The sequence below is a fragment of the Paenibacillus sp. JQZ6Y-1 genome (genome assembly GCF_040719145.1).
GTDB lineage: Bacteria > Bacillota > Bacilli > Paenibacillales > Paenibacillaceae > Saccharibacillus > Saccharibacillus kandeliae.
In genome coordinates this window covers 74,673-96,790 of sequence record NZ_JBFDUZ010000007.1, presented here as the reverse complement: position 1 = coordinate 96,790, position 22,118 = coordinate 74,673, and the positions used below count along the sequence as shown (strand labels likewise).

17 protein-coding genes are annotated in these 22,118 nt (G+C 44.1%); 13 read left to right on the top strand and 4 right to left on the bottom strand.

The window, feature by feature from the left end; translation table 11 throughout:
* The 5 genes from ABXR35_RS22720 to ABXR35_RS22700 all read left to right on the top strand — a co-directional run.
* A partial coding sequence (locus ABXR35_RS22720) for a flagellin (RefSeq protein ID WP_367064352.1) occupies positions 1 to 429 on the top strand: 429 nt, incomplete at its 5' end.
* Positions 430 to 687: 258 nt separating this feature from the next.
* Complete coding sequence (locus ABXR35_RS22715) at positions 688 to 1,050, top strand: flagellar protein FlaG (protein ID WP_367064351.1); 363 nt, start codon at positions 688 to 690, stop codon at positions 1,048 to 1,050.
* A 12-nt stretch (positions 1,051 to 1,062) separates the two neighbouring features.
* Positions 1,063 to 2,835 (top strand): flagellar filament capping protein FliD, encoded by a 1,773-nt coding sequence (fliD, locus tag ABXR35_RS22710; RefSeq protein ID WP_367064350.1) that lies wholly within the window; start codon positions 1,063 to 1,065, stop codon positions 2,833 to 2,835.
* 25 nt (positions 2,836 to 2,860) lie between these two features.
* Positions 2,861 to 3,259, top strand: a complete 399-nt coding sequence (gene fliS / locus ABXR35_RS22705) for a flagellar export chaperone FliS (RefSeq protein ID WP_367064349.1) — start codon at positions 2,861 to 2,863, stop codon at positions 3,257 to 3,259.
* Positions 3,256 to 3,588, top strand: coding sequence for a hypothetical protein (locus ABXR35_RS22700; protein WP_367064348.1), 333 nt, complete (start codon positions 3,256 to 3,258; stop codon positions 3,586 to 3,588). Before fliS ends, ABXR35_RS22700 begins: the two co-directional genes overlap by 4 nt.
* A gap of 280 nt (positions 3,589 to 3,868) precedes the next feature.
* Here the strand turns inward: ABXR35_RS22700 and ABXR35_RS22695 are convergent, their stop codons facing one another.
* From ABXR35_RS22695 to ABXR35_RS22680, 4 genes are all read right to left on the bottom strand, one after another.
* Positions 3,869 to 4,723: a beta-1,6-N-acetylglucosaminyltransferase gene (locus ABXR35_RS22695; RefSeq protein WP_367064347.1), complete on the bottom strand. Its 855-nt coding sequence runs from the start codon at positions 4,721 to 4,723 to the stop codon at positions 3,869 to 3,871.
* 21 nt (positions 4,724 to 4,744) lie between these two features.
* Positions 4,745 to 6,718, bottom strand: a complete 1,974-nt coding sequence (locus ABXR35_RS22690) for a glycosyltransferase (RefSeq protein WP_367064346.1) — start codon at positions 6,716 to 6,718, stop codon at positions 4,745 to 4,747.
* A 95-nt stretch (positions 6,719 to 6,813) separates the two neighbouring features.
* Complete coding sequence (gene tagD, locus ABXR35_RS22685) at positions 6,814 to 7,239, bottom strand: glycerol-3-phosphate cytidylyltransferase (protein WP_367064345.1); 426 nt, start codon at positions 7,237 to 7,239, stop codon at positions 6,814 to 6,816.
* On the bottom strand, positions 7,236 to 8,735 hold the full coding sequence (locus ABXR35_RS22680; protein WP_367064344.1) for a CDP-glycerol glycerophosphotransferase family protein: 1,500 nt from the start codon (positions 8,733 to 8,735) through the stop codon (positions 7,236 to 7,238). The genes tagD and ABXR35_RS22680 overlap by 4 nt, the downstream gene beginning before the upstream one ends.
* A gap of 312 nt (positions 8,736 to 9,047) precedes the next feature.
* Here ABXR35_RS22680 and ABXR35_RS22675 point away from each other — a divergent pair, with 312 nt between their 5' ends.
* The 8 genes from ABXR35_RS22675 (at position 9,048) to ABXR35_RS22640 (ending at position 22,033) form a co-directional block, all read left to right on the top strand.
* Positions 9,048 to 10,127: a glycosyltransferase gene (locus tag ABXR35_RS22675; protein WP_367064343.1), complete on the top strand. Its 1,080-nt coding sequence runs from the start codon at positions 9,048 to 9,050 to the stop codon at positions 10,125 to 10,127.
* Between the two features lie 35 nt (positions 10,128 to 10,162).
* The gene (locus tag ABXR35_RS22670) at positions 10,163 to 12,502 is read left to right on the top strand and encodes a glycosyltransferase (protein ID WP_367064342.1); all 2,340 of its coding nucleotides are present in this window, start codon (positions 10,163 to 10,165) and stop codon (positions 12,500 to 12,502) included.
* 49 nt (positions 12,503 to 12,551) lie between these two features.
* Positions 12,552 to 14,327 (top strand): glycosyltransferase, encoded by a 1,776-nt coding sequence (locus ABXR35_RS22665; RefSeq protein ID WP_367064341.1) that lies wholly within the window; start codon positions 12,552 to 12,554, stop codon positions 14,325 to 14,327.
* Between the two features lie 181 nt (positions 14,328 to 14,508).
* Positions 14,509 to 14,706: a cold shock domain-containing protein gene (locus ABXR35_RS22660; protein ID WP_367064340.1), complete on the top strand. Its 198-nt coding sequence runs from the start codon at positions 14,509 to 14,511 to the stop codon at positions 14,704 to 14,706.
* A gap of 578 nt (positions 14,707 to 15,284) precedes the next feature.
* Complete coding sequence (gene hpf, locus ABXR35_RS22655; RefSeq protein ID WP_367064339.1) at positions 15,285 to 15,857, top strand: ribosome hibernation-promoting factor, HPF/YfiA family; 573 nt, start codon at positions 15,285 to 15,287, stop codon at positions 15,855 to 15,857.
* 727 nt (positions 15,858 to 16,584) lie between these two features.
* Positions 16,585 to 19,047, top strand: coding sequence for a preprotein translocase subunit SecA (gene secA / locus ABXR35_RS22650; RefSeq protein ID WP_367064338.1), 2,463 nt, complete (start codon positions 16,585 to 16,587; stop codon positions 19,045 to 19,047).
* 183 nt (positions 19,048 to 19,230) lie between these two features.
* Positions 19,231 to 20,344, top strand: a protein-coding gene (prfB, locus tag ABXR35_RS22645) for a peptide chain release factor 2 (RefSeq protein ID WP_367064337.1) whose coding sequence is annotated in 2 segments (ribosomal slippage) — positions 19,231 to 19,302 and positions 19,304 to 20,344 — 1,113 coding nt in all. Because the reading frame shifts where the segments join, the coding sequence is not laid out codon by codon here.
* Positions 20,345 to 20,845: 501 nt separating this feature from the next.
* Complete coding sequence (locus ABXR35_RS22640; RefSeq protein ID WP_367064336.1) at positions 20,846 to 22,033, top strand: pyridoxal phosphate-dependent aminotransferase; 1,188 nt, start codon at positions 20,846 to 20,848, stop codon at positions 22,031 to 22,033.
* Positions 22,034 to 22,118: the final 85 nt, after the last annotated feature.

Below are 22,118 nucleotides of genomic sequence, written 5' to 3'. Positions count from 1 at the left end.
GGCGAGCTGGGTACACAAATCGACAACATCATGTCCCAAACAACCTTCAACGGTATCAGCATCACGAAGGGTGTTACAATCCAAGTTGGCGATAAAACTGGCGTAACAATCTCTATCGGTGCGATCACAACTACAAGCTTCAAAGGTTTGACTTCTACATCTAGCCTGAGCAGCATCGAAACAGCAATCCAATCGGTAGCAACAGAGCGCGCGAAACTGGGTGCTAAGCAAAACCGTCTGGAATACACTTCGAACAACTTGGGTACTACTACAGAAAACCTGACAGCAGCGGAATCTAACATCCGTGATACTGATATGGCTTCTGAAATGGTTAAACTGACTAAAAACAACATCTTGGTACAAGCGGCACAATCCATGCTGTCCCAAGCTAACTCTGCACCACAAGGCGTTCTGTCCCTGCTGCGTTAATCCTAAGCGGTGGCGATTCTCGCCCATCCGAGAGGTCCCGGAATTCTGGGGCCTCTCGTTTTTTTATTACATACAATTTCCTGATTATGAAAAAAGGGGGATGGGAATAAGGTATTACGCACTATTTTACCTATTATTTACCGGGAAATATGAGATTTATATTAAATGCTCTTCCGATGAAGCCGATATATATAATAACAGGCAAGATATGAAATCATTCATCCCACCGGGCATTATACCGGGAAAAGAGGTGTTCTAATGAAGATGAACGTTTCAGCAACAGGCTCAGCCAATCCCAATCTGCTACATATTACTCCAAGCGAACCTGTTCAGATTAATGCCATTCCCATTTCGGAAGATACGGCAAGCGATCCGTCAGTTCAAGTGGTGTCCGTCGATGATAAGAAGAAGGTCGAGGAAATGGAGCGCATCACGCGGGCCATGCAAGGCCCTAATGTGAGTCTCCAAATATCGGTACATGATAAATTAAATGCAATCATGATCAAAGTTTATGATAAAGATAACGGCAACCTGATTCGTGAGATTCCACCTGAGAAAACATTGGATGCTGTAGCAAAAATGCTTGAAAATGCAGGCATTTTGGTCGATAAAAAAGTATAAGGAGGAATTGCAATGGCAGTTACAAGATTATCCGGATTAACTTCCGGTCTGGATGTAGACTCAATCGTAAAAAAATTGATGGAAGCTCAGCAAACTAAGCTGGATAAATTAAATCAACAAAAAACAAAGATGGAATGGAAACAGGAAGACTATCGTACCCTGACGACCTCCATCGTTGATTTTAGAAACAATAAGCTGTCTACGTATTCCAAATCAACAGCACTGAGCGCGAAAACGACAGCTGTGACAGGCAATACAACTGCAGTTACCGCAACCGCTTCTAGTACAGCGACAGGTTCACTGGCTGTACGTGTAGATCAGCTGGCAACCTCCGGTAATCTCCAGTTATCTACTGGCGTCAAAAGCTCCACACAAACACTAGGCACTTCTCTTGGAAATACAGGTTATGTTGAAGTGAACGGCGTACAAATCGCTTATGATGGTTCCACTGATACGATGAGTTCACTCGTTACCAAAATCAACTCGAATGCATCGGCTGGTGCTACTGCGATTTACGATTCCACTTCTGGTAAGCTGTCTATTTCCTCTAATAATACAGGAACCGCAGTAAGTGTTGGTGGCGATCTGAAAGGACTGTCATCCAATGCCACTGGCGTGTCGCTAGATACTGGGATTTCATCTGCGGATTCCAACACAAAGTTGGGAGACTTGAAAGCAGCTAATAAAATCAGCTACAACAGCAATACGGTTTCCATTAACGGAACATCGATTAGCTTTGACGATACAGATACGGTAGCTAGTCTGGTAAGTAAGATCAATGCTAGCAGCGCTGGCGTTACTGCCGGATTCAACTCCTCTACTGGCGAAATGACTATTAATAATACCGACACAAGCTCTACAACGGCAGTCAGCTTGAGCGGCGACCTGTTTACGAACTCCAACGGTTTCAAGCAGGATGGATTGTCTGCTACCGGTAAAGTGGCAAAGGTTAACGTTAACGGTATGGATATGGAATATGCGAGCAATAACTTTACCGTCAATGGCGTGAGTGTAACGTTGAATAGTGTGTCTGGTACTGGCGGCGTAACCAATATCAACGTCAAATCCGATACAAGCTCGATCCTTTCGACTATCAAATCGTTTATTAGCGATTACAATACACTGATCGATAAAGTCAATTCCGAGCTGGGTGAAAGTGTATATCGTAGTTATACACCACTGACCGATACGCAAAGAGAAAGCATGACAGATGATCAGATCAAACTGTGGGAAGAAAAAGCAAAGAGCGGTAGCTTGCGCAATGATACAACCTTGTCCAAGATGGTTTCCGACTTGCGTATGACATCCTTGGCGTCTGTAACGACTTCTGACGGTACAACGCTGAATTTGCAAACACTCGGTATTACAACGGGAACATACAGCGAAAAAGGGAAGTTGGTCATTCAGGATGAGGACAAACTGAAGGCAGCAATTGAAGCGAATCCAGATCGTGTTGCTGAACTGTTTGGCAAAACGAGCAGCGATACTTCAGCTTCCAGTACAAGTTCTGGGGTATTCACTAGAATGTCCAAGATTGCGAATACAGCATTGACTGCCTTGTACAGCGCAGTAGGTACATCCACAACGAGTACTTCAACCAATACGGATTTTGCATCCAACTCGGAACTGAGTCGCCAGATTACGGCGATGGATGATAAAATCTCGGATTTCAAAGAATTTATGACACGTATCGAGAACAGTTACTATACCAAATTCACAGCGATGGAATCAGCTGTAAACAAATACAATTCGATGTCCAGTAGCTTATCCAGCTTCTCAGGCTAATTATTCTCTTAAGGAGTGAAGAATTTTGAACTTAGCATTTCAAAAATATCAACAGTCATCGGTGCAAACGGCTTCCCCTGGGCAATTGATCATTATGCTGTACGATGGAGCGATTCGTTTTACCAAACAAGGAATCGTAGCCATTAACGATAAACAATATGAACTGGCAAACAAAAGTCTGGTACGTGCGCAAGCGATCATTAATGAATTGACTGCTGCTCTTGATCATAAATATCCGATCTCCAAAGAACTGGCTCGTTTGTACGAATACATGAACTACAAACTGATTCAAGCCAATATCCGCAAAAATGCAGAAGATGCTGAAGAAATCATCGGACATCTGACCGAATTGCGCGATACTTGGAAAGAATGTATCCGTATCGTCGGCTCTGGCGAGGCGGTACAACAGGAAGTTTCGCTATGATTGAACGCTCACTGCGCAAGCTGTATAATCAGACGGTTTATACGGCTGAGAATATTGCGGAAGCAGAAGAGAACGAGCTGATCGCTTTGATCGCTTTGCGAAATGGAGCGATGAGTGATCTGGAGCAAAAAGAGCAGGTCAATGAAGAAGAAAAGCAGATGATTCGCGATATTCTATCCTATGATGAGATTATTGTAGGGCGAATGAATGAAATTAAGGATGATGCAGCATTGCAGCTTCGTAAAATTCGTCAGTATCATATGCAAAGTAAAGCATATGGCGAAAATAAAGGTACCGCAATGGGCTACAGCAATCCGTATAGTCGCTAATATCGATTTCAATTCTATATGATAAAAAGCAGCCACTGGAGATGATCCAGTGGCTGCTTTTCTTTGGACAATAAAATGAGCAATCTAAGTGGGAATACATGCTGACGATGGATGTAACTCGTTCATGCGTTAGAATATAGTTCTTTATAGCGATCGATAGTTGAACTACAGTGAGTTACAGTGATCTATAGCGATCCATAGTTGACTTATAGTAATCTACAGCCATCTATAGTGATCTATAGCATCCATTCCGCGAAGTATGATTCTGCCAAGTTTAGAATTACGATGAGGCAGCCGGCAGCCCTAGATGTTTCTCCAGCAAATTCAGAATCTCGCTATCTACTGCGTCATCAAATTTACGGGCAAAGACGCAGTCTGATTGCAGAATCTTATCAAAATCTGCTTGGGTTAGAATACGTGGTCGGCTCATCGCGCCTTCCTGCATCGCCTCCATTTCAAAGAAGCGATGCAGCATGTTGCTATGAGTCATGACATAGTCTGAGTTATACAATAGCAATTGGAAAAACATCTCATCTGGCGCCAAGCAATAGCGACAGTATTCTTGCAGTTCATAAGAAAAGGTGGAATATACAGCAAAGTGAGCGAGTGAACGGGTAATCATTTTCCAACTGGAACCGCACACTGGTGTAATATCACTTTCAAAATACGACTCAAACGGCTCGCGTTCACCCATGCGTTTGATTTGCTCCATATCCTCGACCCAATAGAAATTTTGCCGCACATTCTTCTCGGCTGGCGGTATCGGCTCAATCCGTACATAGTTATTCGTGTTGCCCTCTAGTAACTGCTCCAGCTGCTCCTGCTTGACGAGCGGGAAGTCCTGACCGCTTAGATTGATATAATAATCCCAATCTTGATCCATATGCAGCAACTCGCGAATCGCATCCAGTTCGAGTTGGACTTGCGACCATGCCGCCCAGCGCACAGAGCGGCTAGTTAACAGTTTGATATTGTCATTATGTTCAGCAAAAAAGGATACCATATCATGCAGATACGCGTCTGCCTTGCTGTCCACATGGATGACATACAGATGCTGAGGCGAATAAATAGCCTGAAGCAAGCGCTGTAGCTGATCTGGCTTATGGTGAGCCATAATAAAATATGCAATTTTCATAATTGTCTCCTTTCGCCAGAATCAAAGTCTCAAAAATGGTACACTGGTCAGTTTGCCAAAGCGCTCTTTGAATTGCTGAATATAGTGCTGTTTGACCTCTCCATTAGCATAACGAATAATAACGGCGTATAGATAAATACGGTTCGGATCAAGGCGTAAGGCTTCGACCAAAAATTCGACTGCTTCATCTGGCAAATTCTCTTGAATATGATAAAAGGCGAGATTTTCTAAACTGATGACATCCAATTGCTGCTTAGAGAGCAGTAGAGAATAGTAGTTGAAGGCAATATCCTTGCAATCGCGCGTATAGAAATAATTCGCCAGCATATTGACCAGACCTGGCTGTGGGAAACGATTAACCAATTGATCAAAGGCATCGAATTGTTTCAACAGGAACAGGTCTTTTGCCAGTAAAAATAACTGCTCATTCTCGGTATCTTCATCGGTAGCTTCGTTATCCGTAGATGCAGTCGTATCGCTGTCGGTTGTGCTAGAATCCTCGGTCAGCAAGCGCTCTGCAATACGCTTCCAGATGGCTGCGTCTGTCGTGCCTGCATCTACCAACTGCAGCAGCTGTAGATCACGCTGAGATAGTGCTGCCAGAATCCATTGCTTATTCAGTCCAAGAGAACGATTCTGCTCTTGTTCAGCAGCTTGTAATGCCTGAGTCAACGCTGGTTCTTCCTTGGAGATTAAAGCAAGACGCAACTGTTGTTGCACAGACAGCTGATAATCTGGACCCAGCAATGCTAGAAAATGTCGTGCCATCTCGATATTGGCGATTGCTAGCGAAGCTTCAAATAATAAAGTGACATGATACATATTTTGATCATCATAAAATCCGCGCAGCAGTGAAATGATACCCTCGGCAGAATCAACCAGCGAGATCTGCTCCAATGTACGGATCAGCAGTGCGATATTTTCGTTATTTTGTGCTAAAAGCTTGAGCGACCACGAGATATACGTCTGCGCTTCACCATAACGTAGAGCAATATCACCGAGACGTTCAATCGGAATATCGAAGCCCATACTTGGGCTATAAATCCAGAAGGTTGGATGCTGGGCAGCTTTCTTTTCCGCCACCTGAATTGCTTGTTGATACGCTTGTTTGGCTTCGTCAAAATGACCGAACCATTCGTAATGAATCCCACGGAACGTGTAATACTCAGGATATTCCTTGAACAGTACCAGCTTATCCTCAATCAGTTTCCACGAATCATTTAAGCGTCCAGAATGATAATACGTATTGATCAGCGCGATCAACGCATGAGGATACCACGCGACCTTGACTGATTCCGCCTGTTGGATCGCTTGTTGGAAATATTCAATCGCCCGCGCATAGTTTTGCGTAGCGTAGTATTCATTGCCCAGCGTAAAGAAGTCGTAAGCTTCCAATTTGTTGTTTTTCTCATAATCGTTAAAAATCTGCATATTCCGTTCATGCTTGTTTTTCTTTTCCAATGTTTCATGCAGATAGCCGGAGTGATGAATCCGGTAAGGCAGCTTAAAATTGTATAGCTGTGTATTCGGTTGTCTGGATACAATCTGCTCATGGATCGGGCGTTCATACCAAATATTCATATGATTGGGGAAGACGCGATCGGCAGAGCTTTCCATGATATGATTTTCCTTCGCCGAGCCGGTGTAGTTGATGACCGGTAAATTGAATACCACATTCGGTTGCGGCTGCTGCTGGGACAAATAGTTTCTCAATTCCAGTGCATCATTGCCACGGAAATATTCGTCCGCATCTAGGAAGAGAATCCATTGACCATTGGCATGGCGAATCGCTTCATTTTTGGCGGCGGAAAAGTCATTGATCCAAGTGAATTCAAAGATATTGGCGCCATATTGTTCTGCAATGGCACGTGTACCGTCGGTAGAGCCTGTGTCAACAATCACAATTTCATCGACAATGGACTTGATACTGTCGAGACAGCGGGCAAGCACATCTTCTTCATTTTTTACAATCATACATAGACTGATCAGTTTCATATCGTCCTCCGTTGTGGTGATGACCTGTATGCTCAACCCAAATAAATAGAAGGTATTCATCGTAAAGAGGCGAATACCTTCCTGTACCTTTTTATTTAAATATTACCAGTGTTTGGTGAGGGTGAAGCTGGGGAAGACTGACGAATATCGGTCTTGATCGACGTGGTCGAAATATCCGGTGTCCGCGGCAAATAAATGACATTGCAATACGGCTTCAGATCATCAAATTTGCCTTGCCAATCATCGCCCATCACAAAGGTATCAATGTGGTAATTCAGCACATCATCCTTTTTCTGTTCCCAGTTCTCTTCGGGAATGACTTCGTCCACATAACGAATCGCTTCCAGCATCATTTTGCGCTCAATGTAAGAAAAGTGTGCATGCTTGCCTTTGATAGCGTTAAAGCTATCGGTAGACAAGCCGACCGTCAGATGATCGCCCAGCGCACGTGCACGCTGAAACAACAAAATATGACCGTAATGAAGTAAATCAAATGTGCCGTACGTAATAATTTTCTTCATTCCCATGCCCCTTCCTGCTTGAGCGACTGTATTTTTTGTTGTGCTGCTTGCTTCAGTTCTTCGTTGTCGGACATTAAGACGAACTTCTGGTAATGCAGCGAGGCGTTCTGCCAATCGCTAGCACTTTCATACATGTAAGCGAGATTGTAGATCAAATCTGCATTATGCGGGAAGAACTCGCTTCCTTTGTTGAGTGTATCAATCGCATCCTGCAATTGTCCTGCCAGCAGGTGAATCATTGCTTTCATGGAAAAGACATCGGCATCCGCTCTAGCGGTTTGCAGGTATTCCTGTAACGAACGTTCTGCCTCCATCACCTTACCCTGCTCAATCATGACATAAATGGACTGCTTCACCTGCTCCTGCAACTGTCGATTCTCAATCGTGTGCTGCTGCTGCTGCGCAATCTGGTCTGCGTGTTCTGCGATATAACGATCAATCGTCTCCCATACCCGGATCACTGAACGATCATCGGTATGCGTATGAATGAGAGGAAGCAGCTGTTGTCGCTGGGTACGATATGCTTCAGGATCATGAAGATAGACAGTGATTGCATCGGTCAACTGCTGCTGATCCAGTGCTTTCGGTCCCGGTGTCCAGTAATCGTAAGGCTCCAGCAAAAAGCCCCGTGTCTGACGATATTGTTCCAGATCAACAGGTGTGAACAGCAGTGGACGATCCAGCAGCATATAATCAAAATAAACAGACGAATAGTCCGTCATCAGCATATCAGCTGCACCCAACAATTCATACAGATCCGCTTGCTCCGCAATCAGCATATCGTTGGTGAGGAAATAAATGTTTTGCGCATTCCAGTCAGCGAAGGTATCCAGAAAATAAGCTTCCTCAAACGGATGCAGCTTTACAACTAGCGCCAAATCGTTTTCTTGCAGAAAACGAGCAAATGCCGCCTGATCGAAATCCGCAAAGCCGAACAGATTGCTCTCCGTTTTATGCCCATCCACTTTATCAGGAGTGACGACGGATTTACGGAAAGTCGGCATGAAAAAGAGAATCTTTTTGCCTTCCAGTTCTGGAATCATCTTCGTCAAGCGCTGCCGACTGTTAGCATGTAATAGCAGATCATTACGAGGCATGCCAGTGATCTGATACTGCTCAATGCGCGCACCGTTACAGGCGTTCATCAGTGTATTATACAGCGGTGAATAGGAGGCGATGATATTGATGTCCGACCAGTAGCCAAGGATTTCAGCTGGCTCGGTTTTCTCCTCGCGATCCATCAATGCCATACCTTTGATTGGAAAGCCGTGCCATAATTCTACATTCAGTTTGCCCGGATTGGATGGGTATTCGCCGTGTGTATTGATATAAACATCGCTATGGTAAAAGTCTGGATGCTGATGTGCATGATTCAGTTCATGCAGCACGACTTCATATTTATCGCGGATGTAGTCCGGCATATTGCGATATAATGCCAGCGTATTTGAGCCGGAATAACTGCTCATCAGCATGGCTACCTTCAAACGCTGATTCATAATTCCCCACCTTTCATCATGTGTATCTATACACTATATCGGATAAACGCTGTTTCCTATAAATGCCTCACTAAATTTATACCCCTGTGCCTATATAAAATCTGTCTATTCTTGTCGATAATATCAGTGTGAATCAATTTCACATATGTGCAGAGGAGATGGATGAACCAAACTCTGGAATACATAAGAGTGAAGCCGTAAGTGGACACAAGAATGTGTTTAATAAACTATATACCAATAATAGGCTATAAGGCTTGGATTTCCAAATAAATTCCAAAATAAAGAAACCTTTTTGTTGTGGAAGGAGAAGCAATGAAACCAACCATTTCGCTTGTTATGATCGTCAAAGACGAAGAACGGACGCTAAAACGTTGTTTGGACAGTGTAGCCGCCTATGTGGACGAGATTGTCATCGTGGATACAGGCTCACAGGACCATACGAAGCAAATTGCTCAACAATACCATGCCAAGATCGTGGACTACGTATGGATACAGGACTTCGCAGCTGCGCGCAATTTTGCCTTGTCGCAGTCGACTAGCGATTGGAATCTGGTGCTGGATGCGGATGAATACATTTCCAATGATTGTGGGGAAGCGATGCGTACCTTCATCTCTCAACCTGTAAAGCACATCGGTCGGATCAAACGGATTGATGCCTTCAAGGGAACAGATGGTGTCAATTATGAGCAAAGCTATATTTCTAGATTGCTGCCAGCAGATTGCCAATACGAGGGTAGAATTCATGAGCAGGTTCAGTCTCATTATCCGCGTGCGATTGTGGATATCGAGATTCAACACGACGGCTATTATGAGCAGTCCAGAAGTCAGCGTAATATTCCGATTCTGCAAGCAGTATTAGCGGAGCAACCGAACGATCCGTATTATCTGTATCAGCTTGCCAAGGAGTATCGTGGATTGGATGAGCATGAGCTGGCTTTTCAGCATGTTAAAGAAGCGTATTTGCATATGCAGGGCAATGAGAATTATGCCGCAGGTATTGTGATCAATCTGATATATGCGATTATCGCTTCCGGTCATCTGGAGGTAGGTCTATCCGTCATTGAAAATGAACAGCAGCACTTTGGGCACTACCCAGATTTTTATTTTGTATCGGCGCTGTATTTGTTGGAGCTGATTCTGAGTGATACGGAGCAGTATGGCGATATGCTGCCTCTGATTGAGCAATTTTACCAGCGTGCATTGGAAATCGGTGAGAGTGATCTGGAAGGCAGTGTGCGCGGAACAGGGAGTTTCGCGGCGCATCACAATCTGGGTGTGTTTTATGAAGTGACTGGGCAATTGGAGAAAGCAAAAGAGCAGTATCTTTTAGCCGCAAGATACGATTATGCCCCCTCACTACAAAGACTAGAAGGAATACAGCTTTCCGAATAGGTTTGATTATCGTTGCAGAATGGAGTGAGGCGTGTATGGAGAAAAGTGAATATACGGATATACAAGCATTGAGCATCGTTTTGGTTGCGGGAGCCAGCCTTGAGAAGCTGCAATCGTGTTTGGATCACCTTTATAAAAGTGTGCTAGAGCAACAGTGCGAAGTGATTATTGTGGAGACGATCCCTAACAGTGATATTACTGCATGGTTAGCTGAGCAGAGCGGGATGCTGACATTGTTCAGTCATCAACCGCTCCATTATGCACAAGCCTGCAATAAAGGGTTAGAGATGGCTACGCACAACCATATGATCGTGTTGAGTGATCATGTACGAGTTGGCAAGGACAGCATCAACAATCTTTGTTTGGTGCCGAGTGCAGGTCAATATGAAAAGAATGTACTCGTTCATGTGGATGTGAGAGAACAACATTCGGAATTGAGTCCCATTCAACCATTTGACGCAAGCATGGAGTTCTTCCTGATCACGAAAGATGTGATTGAAACAAATGGGGGCTTTGACGAGCAGTTTCATACCCCTAGATTGATGGCTTTGGATTTTCTGACACGGGCACATCATAATGGGATCTACGCTATTCCGTATACAGATCCGCATTCCGTTAAAACAACCGATACGATCCACATGCTAAGTGACTTGCTGAATGCAGATAGAGAAGCATTTCATCTCAAATGGAACAAGCAGGCTGAGCAGCAATATATGGACCTTGCATTATTCAACATCATTACATCGATTTGTCCGACTGAAGATAAGATGCGTGTATTAGCATTGGGTACAAGCGAACCATTTCATTCGGAATGGTTGCATCATCAACATGCCGTCTTATCACAAATACATGATCGAGCGAATGATAAGGTGCAGCTTGAAAGCCAAATTGATCCTCTTCATCCATATGATATGATCCTTGTTCACGATGCTGTACAACAAGTGGACAATATCAAAGAATACTTTTCGCAAATGTCCAGCTATTTAAAGCAGGATGGGCAGATGATTGTCACGGTGTCCAATGCAATGGAAGTTGCGAATGTGGATCGCTTGCTAAAGGGCAATTGGAGCTATCAAGGAGAGAACGTGGATGCTCCTTTGACTCGTTCATTTACGCTTGATGACATCAAACACTTTGTAATGGATCAGGGATTTGATGTGATTCGTACGTACGGTATACTGGGCTTGTCGGTTCATTCGGATTTGACACGGACGATTATGAATGCAGTTGATCCGCAGTTGAAGGAGCAGCTTGTCTATCGTGACTATATTTTGATTCTTCAGCAAAGTAAGCTGAGTGCTGTGTTTGAACACATTGATCCAACTACATGGTATGAGCAGGTAGCGAGCTATCCCGATCATCTTTTGATGGATCATATTCATTACAAGCAAGCGTCTGAACGGAAATTTGAATTTTATAATACACTGGGAGTGTTGTTTTTTGAAAATGGGGAATTTGAAAGAGTTCTTCCGTATTTTCAAGCAGCACTGCAAATGGAACCTCATAATAAAGAATTGATCTTTAATATTTCCTATTTTTTGATTAGTATTGGCGATTATGATACGGCGATCAAATATTTCGCTGATCTAAGAGAATTGGATTTGGATATGTTTGATCATTTTATGAGCCTGCTGTACAAAGAATTGGATGACGCATTGCAGCAAGTAAACGATCTGCCGACCGTTTCGATTATTGTACGAACGAAAAACCGAAGAGACTTGCTAGAGCGATGTCTGGAAAGCATCAACAGACAATTGTACAAGCAAATCGAGGTTGTTGTTATCAATGATGGCGGAGAAGATGTGGAAGATATGCTGCAACAGGTAAACTATCCGTATCAATATGAAAGACATGAGCAATCGGTAGGAAGAGCTGCTGCATTAAATAAAGGTATTCTGCTTGCCAGTGGAACATACATTAATATTTTGGACGATGATGATTTAATGTATCCGAACCATGTTGCCTTATTGATGAGTGAAGTTATTTTTAATCAGCAACGCGTGGTGTACTCCAATGCCTTATTAAGAAGAGAATTCAAACAGGACGATACGTGGAAAACAAAAGCCAAAAGCTTGCGATATGCGCAGGATTTCGATTATGAGCTGTTGAGACAGGCTAATTACATTCCCGTATTAACTGCTTTGTTTGAAAAGGATCTCGCTGTGCAAATAGGCGGCGCTAACGAAGAGTACCATGTTCTAGAGGATTGGGATTTTTGGATCAGACTTAGTGATCTGAGCGATTTTTATCATATTAACGAGGTCACCAGTGAATATTCCCAGCGTGAGAGCAGTGATAATGCTACACAAACGGATTGGCATTTGTTTGGAGACGTAAGAGATAAGATTTATCAACAACTAAACGGAAGCTTGTAATAGTTTCAGGTTGGCAAAAAAATGGGTATGGAATTTGGAGATGAATAATGTGAACGGAAAAAATCTGAAAACCAGTATTATTATTTTGACCTACAACCAATTGGATTATACGAAAATTTGTATTGATAGCATAAGGAAGTTTACCGATCCTGCAAGTTACGAACTAATCGTAGTGGATAATTTTTCTACAGATGGAACAAGGGATTGGTTGGCAGAACAAACGGATATCATGACCATATTCAACTCCAAAAACGAAGGATTTCCCAAAGGATGCAACCAAGGGATTACAGTTTCTTCAGGAGATAATATCTTACTATTGAATAATGATGTGATTGTAACCCCGGAGTGGTTAGATAATTTGGTGACTTGCTTGTATAGCGATGAATCGATTGGTGCTGTAGGGCCTGTGACGAACAACTCTGCTAACTATCAAATGATTCCTGTACCGTACAATTCCATTGAAGACATGCTTCAATTTGCGACCAATCTAAATGTCTCCAATCCAGCAAAATGGGAAGAACGCATGAAGCTGATAGGGTTATGTATGCTTATCAAAAAAGAAGTTGTGGATCAAATCGGATTCTTAGACGAAATATTTACACCGGGCAATTTTGAAGATAGCGATTATTCGTTTCGAATTCTGAAAGCCGGGTATAAAATGATGGTTTGCCGAGATACCTTCATTCATCATTTTGGCTCCGTCTCCTTCAAAGCTAAACCGGATAATTCCTATACGGATCTGATGAGTAAAAATCAGGAGAAGTTTCGTCAAAAGTGGGGATTTCACTCTGGTTATGCTACACAGATTAACTATGCTTTAATTGATAGGATTGATAAAAGTCAGGAAGCGACATTTAAGGTGTTGGAATTGGGCTGCGGATGTGGAGCAACGCTTTTGCAGATCAAAAATAAATATCCCAATGTTGAACTTCATGGGATGGACATCAATGAGTCTGCTATTGGTATTGCCTCTTACTTTGCTAATGCAGTAGTTGGCGATGTGGAAAAGGATCTGAATTACCCAGATGCTTATTTCGACTATATTCTTTTACCAGAAATATTGGAGTATGTAGCCGATCCGTATGCGCTACTCGCAGGTGTACGTAAATATCTAAAGCAGGATGGCGTGATTTTGACTAAAATTCACAACGCTATGTTTTATGAAGATATTTTAGAATTTGTGAATGGGCAATTTAAGTCTGAGTATATCGGCTATCCTTATCAGATCCCGAAGCATCATTTTGGCTATATAGAAATCCATAATTTATTTACCAGAGTCGGTTATGACAATATACAATATATCGGCGAAGTAGAGCAGGCTTTGACAGCGGAGCAAGAAGCGCAGATTGATCAAATCATTCAGCTCAGCAACTATGATGATGATGCGAAATCTCAATATGTAGTTAAAGATTATCTTGTGATTTGCAGACAACATGCACAGTCGCCCCTCGATGATCTGACACCACAAAATGATGATTTTGTACCGCAGATTGTGACGCTGCTGGTAGCAGATGCAATCGGTGTCGATGATGTAATTGCTTATATTGATACCAATGAAACGATAACGCAAGATAGAAGTGAGTTATACAATCATCTGGCGATTGAATTGTACAACCATGAAAAGTATGATCTGGTACTGCCTCTGTTTCAAAATGGATTGAAATGGAATAAAGCGAATGAGGAGTTATTATCCAATATGGGGATTATGCTGTATAACTTCGGTGAGAAGAAGCTCGCAGTCCATTATTTGACGCAAATCCAACATCCAGATTTGGATATTCAAAACCTGATAATAGAAATTCAACAAGGGTTAAATGGAGAATAGAAACATCCAGGTTTGACGTATCATTATTCCGTGATTTAAGCGTATGAAACATGATGGAATTATGTAATATAATTACAGGAAAACCTTTACTTTTCCAATTGACATTTTACAACCAGAGATGGTATATTCAGAAATGTAGGCGATGCCTTATTTTATTTGATAACGAAGGGAATGTTATTGCATGCAAGGTAAAGTGAAATGGTTTAACGCAGAAAAAGGTTACGGCTTCATCGAAACTGACGAAGGCGGCGACGTATTTGTACATTTCTCCGCAATTCAATCCGAAGGTTTCAAAACGCTTGAAGAAGGTCAAGCTGTCGAATTCGACATCGTTGAAGGCGCACGCGGACCTCAAGCAGCTAACGTTATCAAATTATAATCATCCCTTGGCTTTTGCCGACCTTACATAGGTAATTCTGATGGTTACATTTGAATAATTAGCTAAGACTCCGGGAACATTTCCGGGGTCTTTTTCTGTGTATTTTATGTGTTTAAACAATCAAAAGCACCCGTATATCAAGACATGAGTACATACACAGTGGGAATGATAGATGTATACAGGCAAAGCAAGCAGGATGGAAATTCCATATGATTACAAGGGTCATTTTAAATTCGTTTGCGCTCTCTTTTTAGGCGATTTTCACCTCATCATTGCATGCGGTTTTGATCTCCAATCTCCACAGCCTGTTTAATAATCGCCAAATCGGTTAAGTCTCAAAAGTAACGGCAACGTTAAATATATAGTCAGAAGCGACAGCTGCATTAGGACAAATATGCTTCCTTTTTATATAGCTTAGCGGCTGTTGCAATTTAGTGTTATTTTACAGTCAGGTTTACAGATGTGACGAAATTTCAACTGGAAATTGTTAACGCTTTAATAATTTGCAAATACGCGTTAACGCTCCTTTTACTTACACCTGACATCTATGTTATAATTCGATAAAGGAGGAATGCCACATGAATTTTGCTACTCGAGGTCAACATTTTGAAGTTACAGATGCGATTAAAGATTATGTGGACAAAAAGCTGAACAGACTGGAGAAATACTTTGATGCACCGCCCGTTTCCGACGGTATGGTGACACTCAGTTCCAATCGCGGACGCTTTACCGTAGAGGTAACCATTCCACTCCCAGGTTTACTGCTTCGCGCGGAAGACCGCAGCGAGGATATGTACGCTTCCATTGACTCCGTTGTGACCAAACTGGAGCGTCAAATCCGCAAGCACAAAACCAAATTGAACCGCAAGTTCCGTCAAAATGACGAGAACCTGAAATCCTTCTTCGTGGAAGATCCGATTGTCGCTTCACTAGCAGTAGATGAAGACGAGGATGTCGAAGTGGAAACCGATGAATACGAAATCGTCCGTAACAAACGCTTCCTCCTGAAGCCGATGGACGTCGAAGAAGCTATTCTGCAAATGAACCTGATTGGACATACATTCTTTGTCTTTTCCAATGTCAATACACAGCAGGTCAATGTCGTATACCGCCGCGATGACGGCAAATACGGTCTGATCGAGCAGGAGTAATGATCCGCATCATTCCTGTCCGGCAACATGTTGTGATATTGCAAATCAGGCATCTAGAGCAATTATGAAATAACAACGCATTATCCGCTGTAACCCTGATATGGAATATGTAATGGGAGCCTTGTCCGTTAACGCGGATGAGGCTCTTTTTGGTACCTCCAAAAACTGGAAAAGCATTCAACAAACAAGTGCATTCCACTATAAAGTAGAGTATACTGATTAGGTGGTATTGCAAGCGGCACATCCACATTTCGCCATCTGCACTTACACCCTGCCAGACAGCGAATTAGGGTATGCAATCGGGTAACAACGGTCGTTTATTGGAACGACGGTATGGCAGAATGTACATCATCTCTGCGTTTTTTTATAAAACACGTATTTTTGGAAACAAAATGGCAGGTTGTTACGTATGAGACAGGGTAACCTTCTGTCGCAAGCGGGCGATAACGACCGGAAGCTATGCGACATGACGATCTCTGGCAGTTGTCTACGTAACAAATTTCATATTGAACTTCGATGGCACGGGATATGATTTCCATGGGCCGTATTTAAATTTTAGGATAGCGTGATCCGGTGAATCGCAGGGCAGCAGGGCTGTTTTGTTGCGGCGCTTCCCTGAAACTGGTACAATTTATTGCAACTGAGATTATTGAATAATCCCCCGGAAGCGTCGTATCTGTTCCATTATTCAATAATCTATCTTTTTATTGCGCGAAAGGGGTTAACCATGCTAGGACTCGTTAAGAAAATTTTTGGTGATTCAAATGACCGTGATGTCAAACGGATCATGAAAACCGTGGACATCATCAATAATATGGAAGCGGAATTTGAGGCTTTGTCCCATGAAGAACTTCAGGGCAAAACAGCGGAGTTCCGCGAACGTCTCGAAAAAGGAGAAACGCTTGAGCAGCTGCTGCCGGAAGCTTTCGCAACGGTTCGCGAAGCATCCAAACGCCAGCTGGGCATGCGTCATTTTGACGTTCAGCTGATCGGCGGTATCGCTCTGCACGAAGGCAGAATCGCCGAGATGAAAACTGGTGAAGGTAAAACGCTGGTAGGTACGTTGCCAGTATACCTGAATGCACTGGAAGCCAAAGGTGCGCACGTCGTAACTGTCAATGACTATTTGGCACAGCGTGATAGTCTGCAAATGGGTCGTATCTACAACTACCTCGGCATGACGGTCGGTATCAACCTGAGCGGCATGAAGCATGAGGAAAAACAAGCAGCTTACGCTTGCGATATTACGTACGGTACGAATAACGAATTCGGTTTTGACTACCTGCGTGACAACATGGTTCTGTACAAAGAGCAGATGGTACAGCGTCCGCTGCACTTCTGTATCATTGATGAGATCGACTCGATTCTGATCGACGAAGCACGTACGCCGCTGATCATCTCGGGTCAAGCACAAAAATCGACTGAGCTGTATTTTGCAGCGGATCGTTTTGTGAAAAGTCTAAAAGCGGAAGATGACTACACTGTAGACATCAAGGTAAAATCCGTAGCACTGACAGAAGCAGGGGTAGAAAAAGCCGAGAACTTCTTCGGCGTCGAAAACCTGTATGACAACAAAAACGTAACGATCAACCATCACGTGGTACAGGCGCTGAAAGCGAATGTGATTATGCACCGTGACGTCGACTATGTCGAGTCCGAAGGTGAAGTATTGATCGTTGATGAATTTACTGGTCGTCTGATGGCAGGTCGTCGTTACAGCGATGGTTTGCACCAAGCGATTGAAGCAAAAGAAAACCTCAAAGTACAAAACGAAAGTATGACGCTGGCAACGATTACGTTCCAGAACTACTTCCGTATGTACCGTAAGCTTGCCGGTATGACCGGTACAGCCAAAACAGAGGAAGAAGAATTCAAAAAAATCTACGGTCTGGAAGTACTACAAATTCCAACAAACCGTATCAACCAACGTCAGGATTCTCCAGACGTTGTGTATAAGAGCGTACAAAGCAAGTTCCGTGCGGTTGTTGAAGAAATCGTAGAACGCCATGCCAAAAACCAGCCGGTGCTGGTCGGTACGGTATCGATTGAAAACTCCGAGCTGCTGTCGGAAATGCTGAAACGCAAAGGCATCAAGCACCAAGTACTGAACGCGAAATACCATGCAGAGGAAGCAGAAATCATTGCACGTGCCGGTCAACCGGGAACGGTAACGATTGCGACCAACATGGCGGGTCGCGGTACCGATATTATTCTGGGTGAAGGCGTAGCTGAAGTGGGCGGTCTGCACATTATCGGTACGGAGCGTCACGAATCTCGCCGGATTGATAACCAGCTGCGTGGTCGTGCTGGTCGTCAGGGTGACCCAGGTTCGACTCAGTTCTATCTGTCCCTCGGCGATGAGCTGATGAAGCGCTTTGGCGCGGACAACGTGATGAACATGATGGAGAAGCTTGGCTTTGAGGAAGATCAGCCGATTGAGAGCCGCATGATTACACGTGCTGTGGAATCTGCACAGCGTCGCGTTGAAGGTAGTAACTTTGATATGCGTAAAATCGTCCTGCAATATGACGATGTAATGAATAAACAGCGTGAGATCATTTACAAACAGCGCCGTGAAGTGCTGGAGTCCGACAACATTCGTGAAGTCGTGCTGCAAATGATCAAGCCTTGTGTAGAGCGCGTTGTTGAGGTTCACTGTAACGATGACATTCCAGAGAACTGGGAACTGGAAGAAGTTGCGAACTACGTGAACAATAACTTCCTCGTAGAAACAACTCATGTGACCAAGGAAGAACTGGAAGAGAAAGAAAAAGAAGAGATGGTTAACTATCTGTTCGAGCGTGTAGAGCTGTACTATCTGCAACGCGAAAAAGAAATTGGCGAAGAAACCATTCGCGAATTCGAGAAAGTGGTTGTTCTGCGTGCGGTTGACCGCAAATGGATGGATCACATCGATGCGATGGAACAACTGCGTCAAGGTATCCACTTGCGCGCTTACGGTGGTACCGATCCACTGCGTGAGTACCAATTCGAAGGCTTTGAAATGTTCAATCAGATGGTCGCTGACATTCAGGAAGAAGTTGCTGGTTATGTGATGAGAGCGCAAATTCAAAGTCAAAGCCAGCAAGAGCGTCAGGCTGTTGTAGACACAAGCAAAGTCAGCACGAACAGCTCCGAAACAGCGGAGAAACGTCCTTCCCGTGAAGAACGCCGCCGCAGACGCAAATAAAACAAGCCTTAAATCATGCCCGCATGGTATCCATGTGGCATATGGATAGAGCAGAGAGACACTCACTGTTATCGTGGGTGTCTTTTCTCGGATTATCGGTAACGTACGATTGAAGCACCATGATGCTGTCAGGGTATGTATAATGTAAGTAGCGTTTTAAATTTTAAATGAGGTGACTATTCCATGATCGAACCGAATGTAAAGCACGATCTGCGCGAGATGGCGCAGAAACTATCAAACCTTAGGGGGTCTCTTTGACTTAGATCTCAAAAATGAAATGATCGAGAACTTTGAGGTGAAGATGTCGGCACCGGATTTCTGGGACGACAACGAATCTGCTCAAGCGGTCATTGCTGAGATGAATGCAGTCAAAGGTTCCGTAGATCAGTACAACAAGCTGCAACAGGAATATGACGATGTAAGCCTGATGGCTGAGCTGGCAGACGAAGAAAATGATGCAGAGCTTGCTGCCGAAGTAACGACAGGCGTCGCTGCATTGGTCAAAAAAGTCGAGGAGTTCGAGCTGCAATTGCTGCTGAACGAGCCGTATGATAAGCTGAATGCGATTCTGGAATTGCATCCAGGTGCAGGCGGTACGGAGTCTCAGGACTGGGGCTCGATGCTGCTGCGTATGTATACACGCTGGGCAGAGAAAAGCGGCTTCAAAGTGGAAGTGCTGGATTATCTGCCAGGCGACGAAGCCGGGATCAAAAGTGTGACACTGCTGATCAAGGGCTACAACGCGTATGGTTATCTAAAAGCGGAAAAAGGCGTACACCGCCTTGTTCGTATTTCTCCATTTGACTCTTCAGGTCGCCGTCATACGTCGTTCGTATCGTGTGATGTGGTGCCAGAGATCACGAATGATGCTGAGATCGAAATCCGTACGGAAGATCTCAAAGTCGATACGTACCGCGCCAGTGGCGCCGGCGGTCAGCATATCAATACAACAGACTCCGCTGTTCGGATTACGCATCTTCCGTCTGGTGTCGTCGTTAGCTGTCAAACCGAACGTTCGCAGATCAAAAACCGTGAACGCGCGATGACCATGCTGCGTTCCAAGCTGTATGAGCGCAAGATCGAGGAAGAACGCAAACAACTGGAAGAAATCCGTGGCGAGCAATCCGAAATCGCTTGGGGTAGCCAGATTCGTTCGTATGTATTCCATCCGTACAGCATGGTGAAGGATCATCGTACACAAGTGGAAACGGGCAATATCGGTGCGGTCATGGACGGCGATCTGGATGCGTTTATTGATGGGTATCTGCGCAGTCAGTTGAAGATTGAAGTAGAGTAAGCATTCGCATAGATTCGTAAAATAAACAAACGACAATCGGCTTACAGTTGGTATCATTTGCTTCGTATTCGTATTCGTATTCGTATTCGTATTCGTATTCGTATTCGTGCCATTGTATCAATGAACAACAGATTGAAGTATGTGGATTTTTGGATATTGTATAGTAGACACATTGCAATCATGAGAAAGCGCCTTTGGATGTTCATCCAAGGGCGCTTTTTTTATGGTCTGTTTGTGTGAAAGTAAATGAATATGTACAGCTTCAGTGTGATTTTCCTGCAATGGGGGACATGCTGAAGCTTGTTGTATAGGGCGATTGGGTTGGGTTGGTAATGTGAGGGTTCTAGGCGGAGGTATACTGCGGATGATGGGAAGAAGCTCATATGGCATATGAGTGTTTGAGGATGGAATGTAAAGATGACTTGCTCATGTCATCTTGCAATACGGTAGAGAGGGATGGATAATAATTCTAATTTACAGAGATAGGAGACGGTGGAGAAGATGAGAGGAAAACCATCTGTACATAGACAGAAGATACGTCCAAATAGTATTCGTAAAATCATGGTGGCAGCTACACAATATGATGACGTGATTCCTTTGCAAATTGGTGAGCCGGAGAGTCATACAGCGGCGCATATCGTTGAAGCGGGACAATTGGCGATGGATACTGGTTATACGCATTATACCTCTAATGCTGGGCTGCCTTCGCTACGGACAGCGATTGCCCAACGGATGCAGCGCAAGTATGGTATTGAGATCGATCCGGGGCGTGTCGTTGTAACGACGGGGGCGGTCAGTGCATTGCATACAATTTTGCTAGCATTGGTTGATGTGGGTGAGGAGGTGCTGATTCCTGATCCGGGGTATCCGAACTACGAAGGGATGCTGTTGATGCAACATGCAGAGCCGGTTTATTATGGAACTCTTGCAGAGGATGGATATGTGCCGGATTTGCACGATATGGAGTCTAAGATCACACCAGCGACCAAAGCGATTGTGGTAAATTCGCCTTGTAATCCGACGGGAGCAGTGTACCCGCGTCAGGTGTGGCAGGAGCTGCTGGCGCTGGCGGAGCGGCATGATTTGTTTGTAATTTCGGATGAGATTTATGATGAGCTGGTTTACGATGGAGAGGTGTGTTGTCCGCTGGAGGTACGACCGGATCTGGCGCATCGGATTGTGAGCGTGAATGGATTTTCCAAAGGATATGCAATGACAGGATGGCGGCTTGGTTATATGATTGTGCCGGAGGAGCTGACGGAGCTAGTGTGGAAGCTACTAGAGCCGACAACGACGTGTGCGGCGGAGTTTACACAGAAGGCGGGCGAAGCGGCGCTAAATGGCGATCAGAGCCATGTGGAGGAGGAGCGATTGCGATACCAAGAAAAGCGCGACCGTGCGTGTGAGCTATTGGCGCAGTATGGGCTTCCGCATTCGCGTCCGCAGGGTGCCTTTTATATTATGGCGGATATTTCGGCGACAGGCATGACATCTGAGCCGTTTGCCTTTGGATTATTGCATGAGGAAAAGGTGATCGTAGCGCCGGGAGAAGGCTTTGGTCCGGCGGGGCTGCATCGGGTGCGGATTTGCTTTGCGGGAAGTATGGATTTGTTGGAGGAAGGGCTGCATCGATTGGGGCGGTATTATGAGTCTCTAGTGCGCAAGGATTCGGCGACGACTGTGTTGTAGTGATTGGATGAATAGAGAGGAATATTAAAAGGGCTTCGTTTTGCAGGCGAAAAGATGAACTGCGAAACGAAGTCTTTTTGTGATA

Excerpts from the sequence above, each read along its gene's own strand:
- ABXR35_RS22715 (WP_367064351.1), top strand. The coding sequence starts at position 688 with ATGAAGATGAACGTTTCAGCAACAGGCTCAGCCAATCCCAATCTGCTA.
- fliD (WP_367064350.1), top strand. The coding sequence starts at position 1,063 with ATGGCAGTTACAAGATTATCCGGATTAACTTCCGGTCTGGATGTAGAC.
- ABXR35_RS22700 (WP_367064348.1), top strand. The coding sequence starts at position 3,256 with ATGATTGAACGCTCACTGCGCAAGCTGTATAATCAGACGGTTTATACG.
- ABXR35_RS22695 (WP_367064347.1), bottom strand. The coding sequence starts at position 4,723 with ATGAAAATTGCATATTTTATTATGGCTCACCATAAGCCAGATCAGCTA.
- ABXR35_RS22690 (WP_367064346.1), bottom strand. The coding sequence starts at position 6,718 with ATGAAACTGATCAGTCTATGTATGATTGTAAAAAATGAAGAAGATGTG.
- tagD (WP_367064345.1), bottom strand. The coding sequence starts at position 7,239 with ATGAAGAAAATTATTACGTACGGCACATTTGATTTACTTCATTACGGT.
- ABXR35_RS22680 (WP_367064344.1), bottom strand. The coding sequence starts at position 8,735 with ATGAATCAGCGTTTGAAGGTAGCCATGCTGATGAGCAGTTATTCCGGC.
- ABXR35_RS22675 (WP_367064343.1), top strand. The coding sequence starts at position 9,048 with ATGAAACCAACCATTTCGCTTGTTATGATCGTCAAAGACGAAGAACGG.
- ABXR35_RS22670 (WP_367064342.1), top strand. The coding sequence starts at position 10,163 with ATGGAGAAAAGTGAATATACGGATATACAAGCATTGAGCATCGTTTTG.
- ABXR35_RS22660 (WP_367064340.1), top strand. The coding sequence starts at position 14,509 with ATGCAAGGTAAAGTGAAATGGTTTAACGCAGAAAAAGGTTACGGCTTC.
- hpf (WP_367064339.1), top strand. The coding sequence starts at position 15,285 with ATGAATTTTGCTACTCGAGGTCAACATTTTGAAGTTACAGATGCGATT.
- secA (WP_367064338.1), top strand. The coding sequence starts at position 16,585 with ATGCTAGGACTCGTTAAGAAAATTTTTGGTGATTCAAATGACCGTGAT.
- ABXR35_RS22640 (WP_367064336.1), top strand. The coding sequence starts at position 20,846 with ATGAGAGGAAAACCATCTGTACATAGACAGAAGATACGTCCAAATAGT.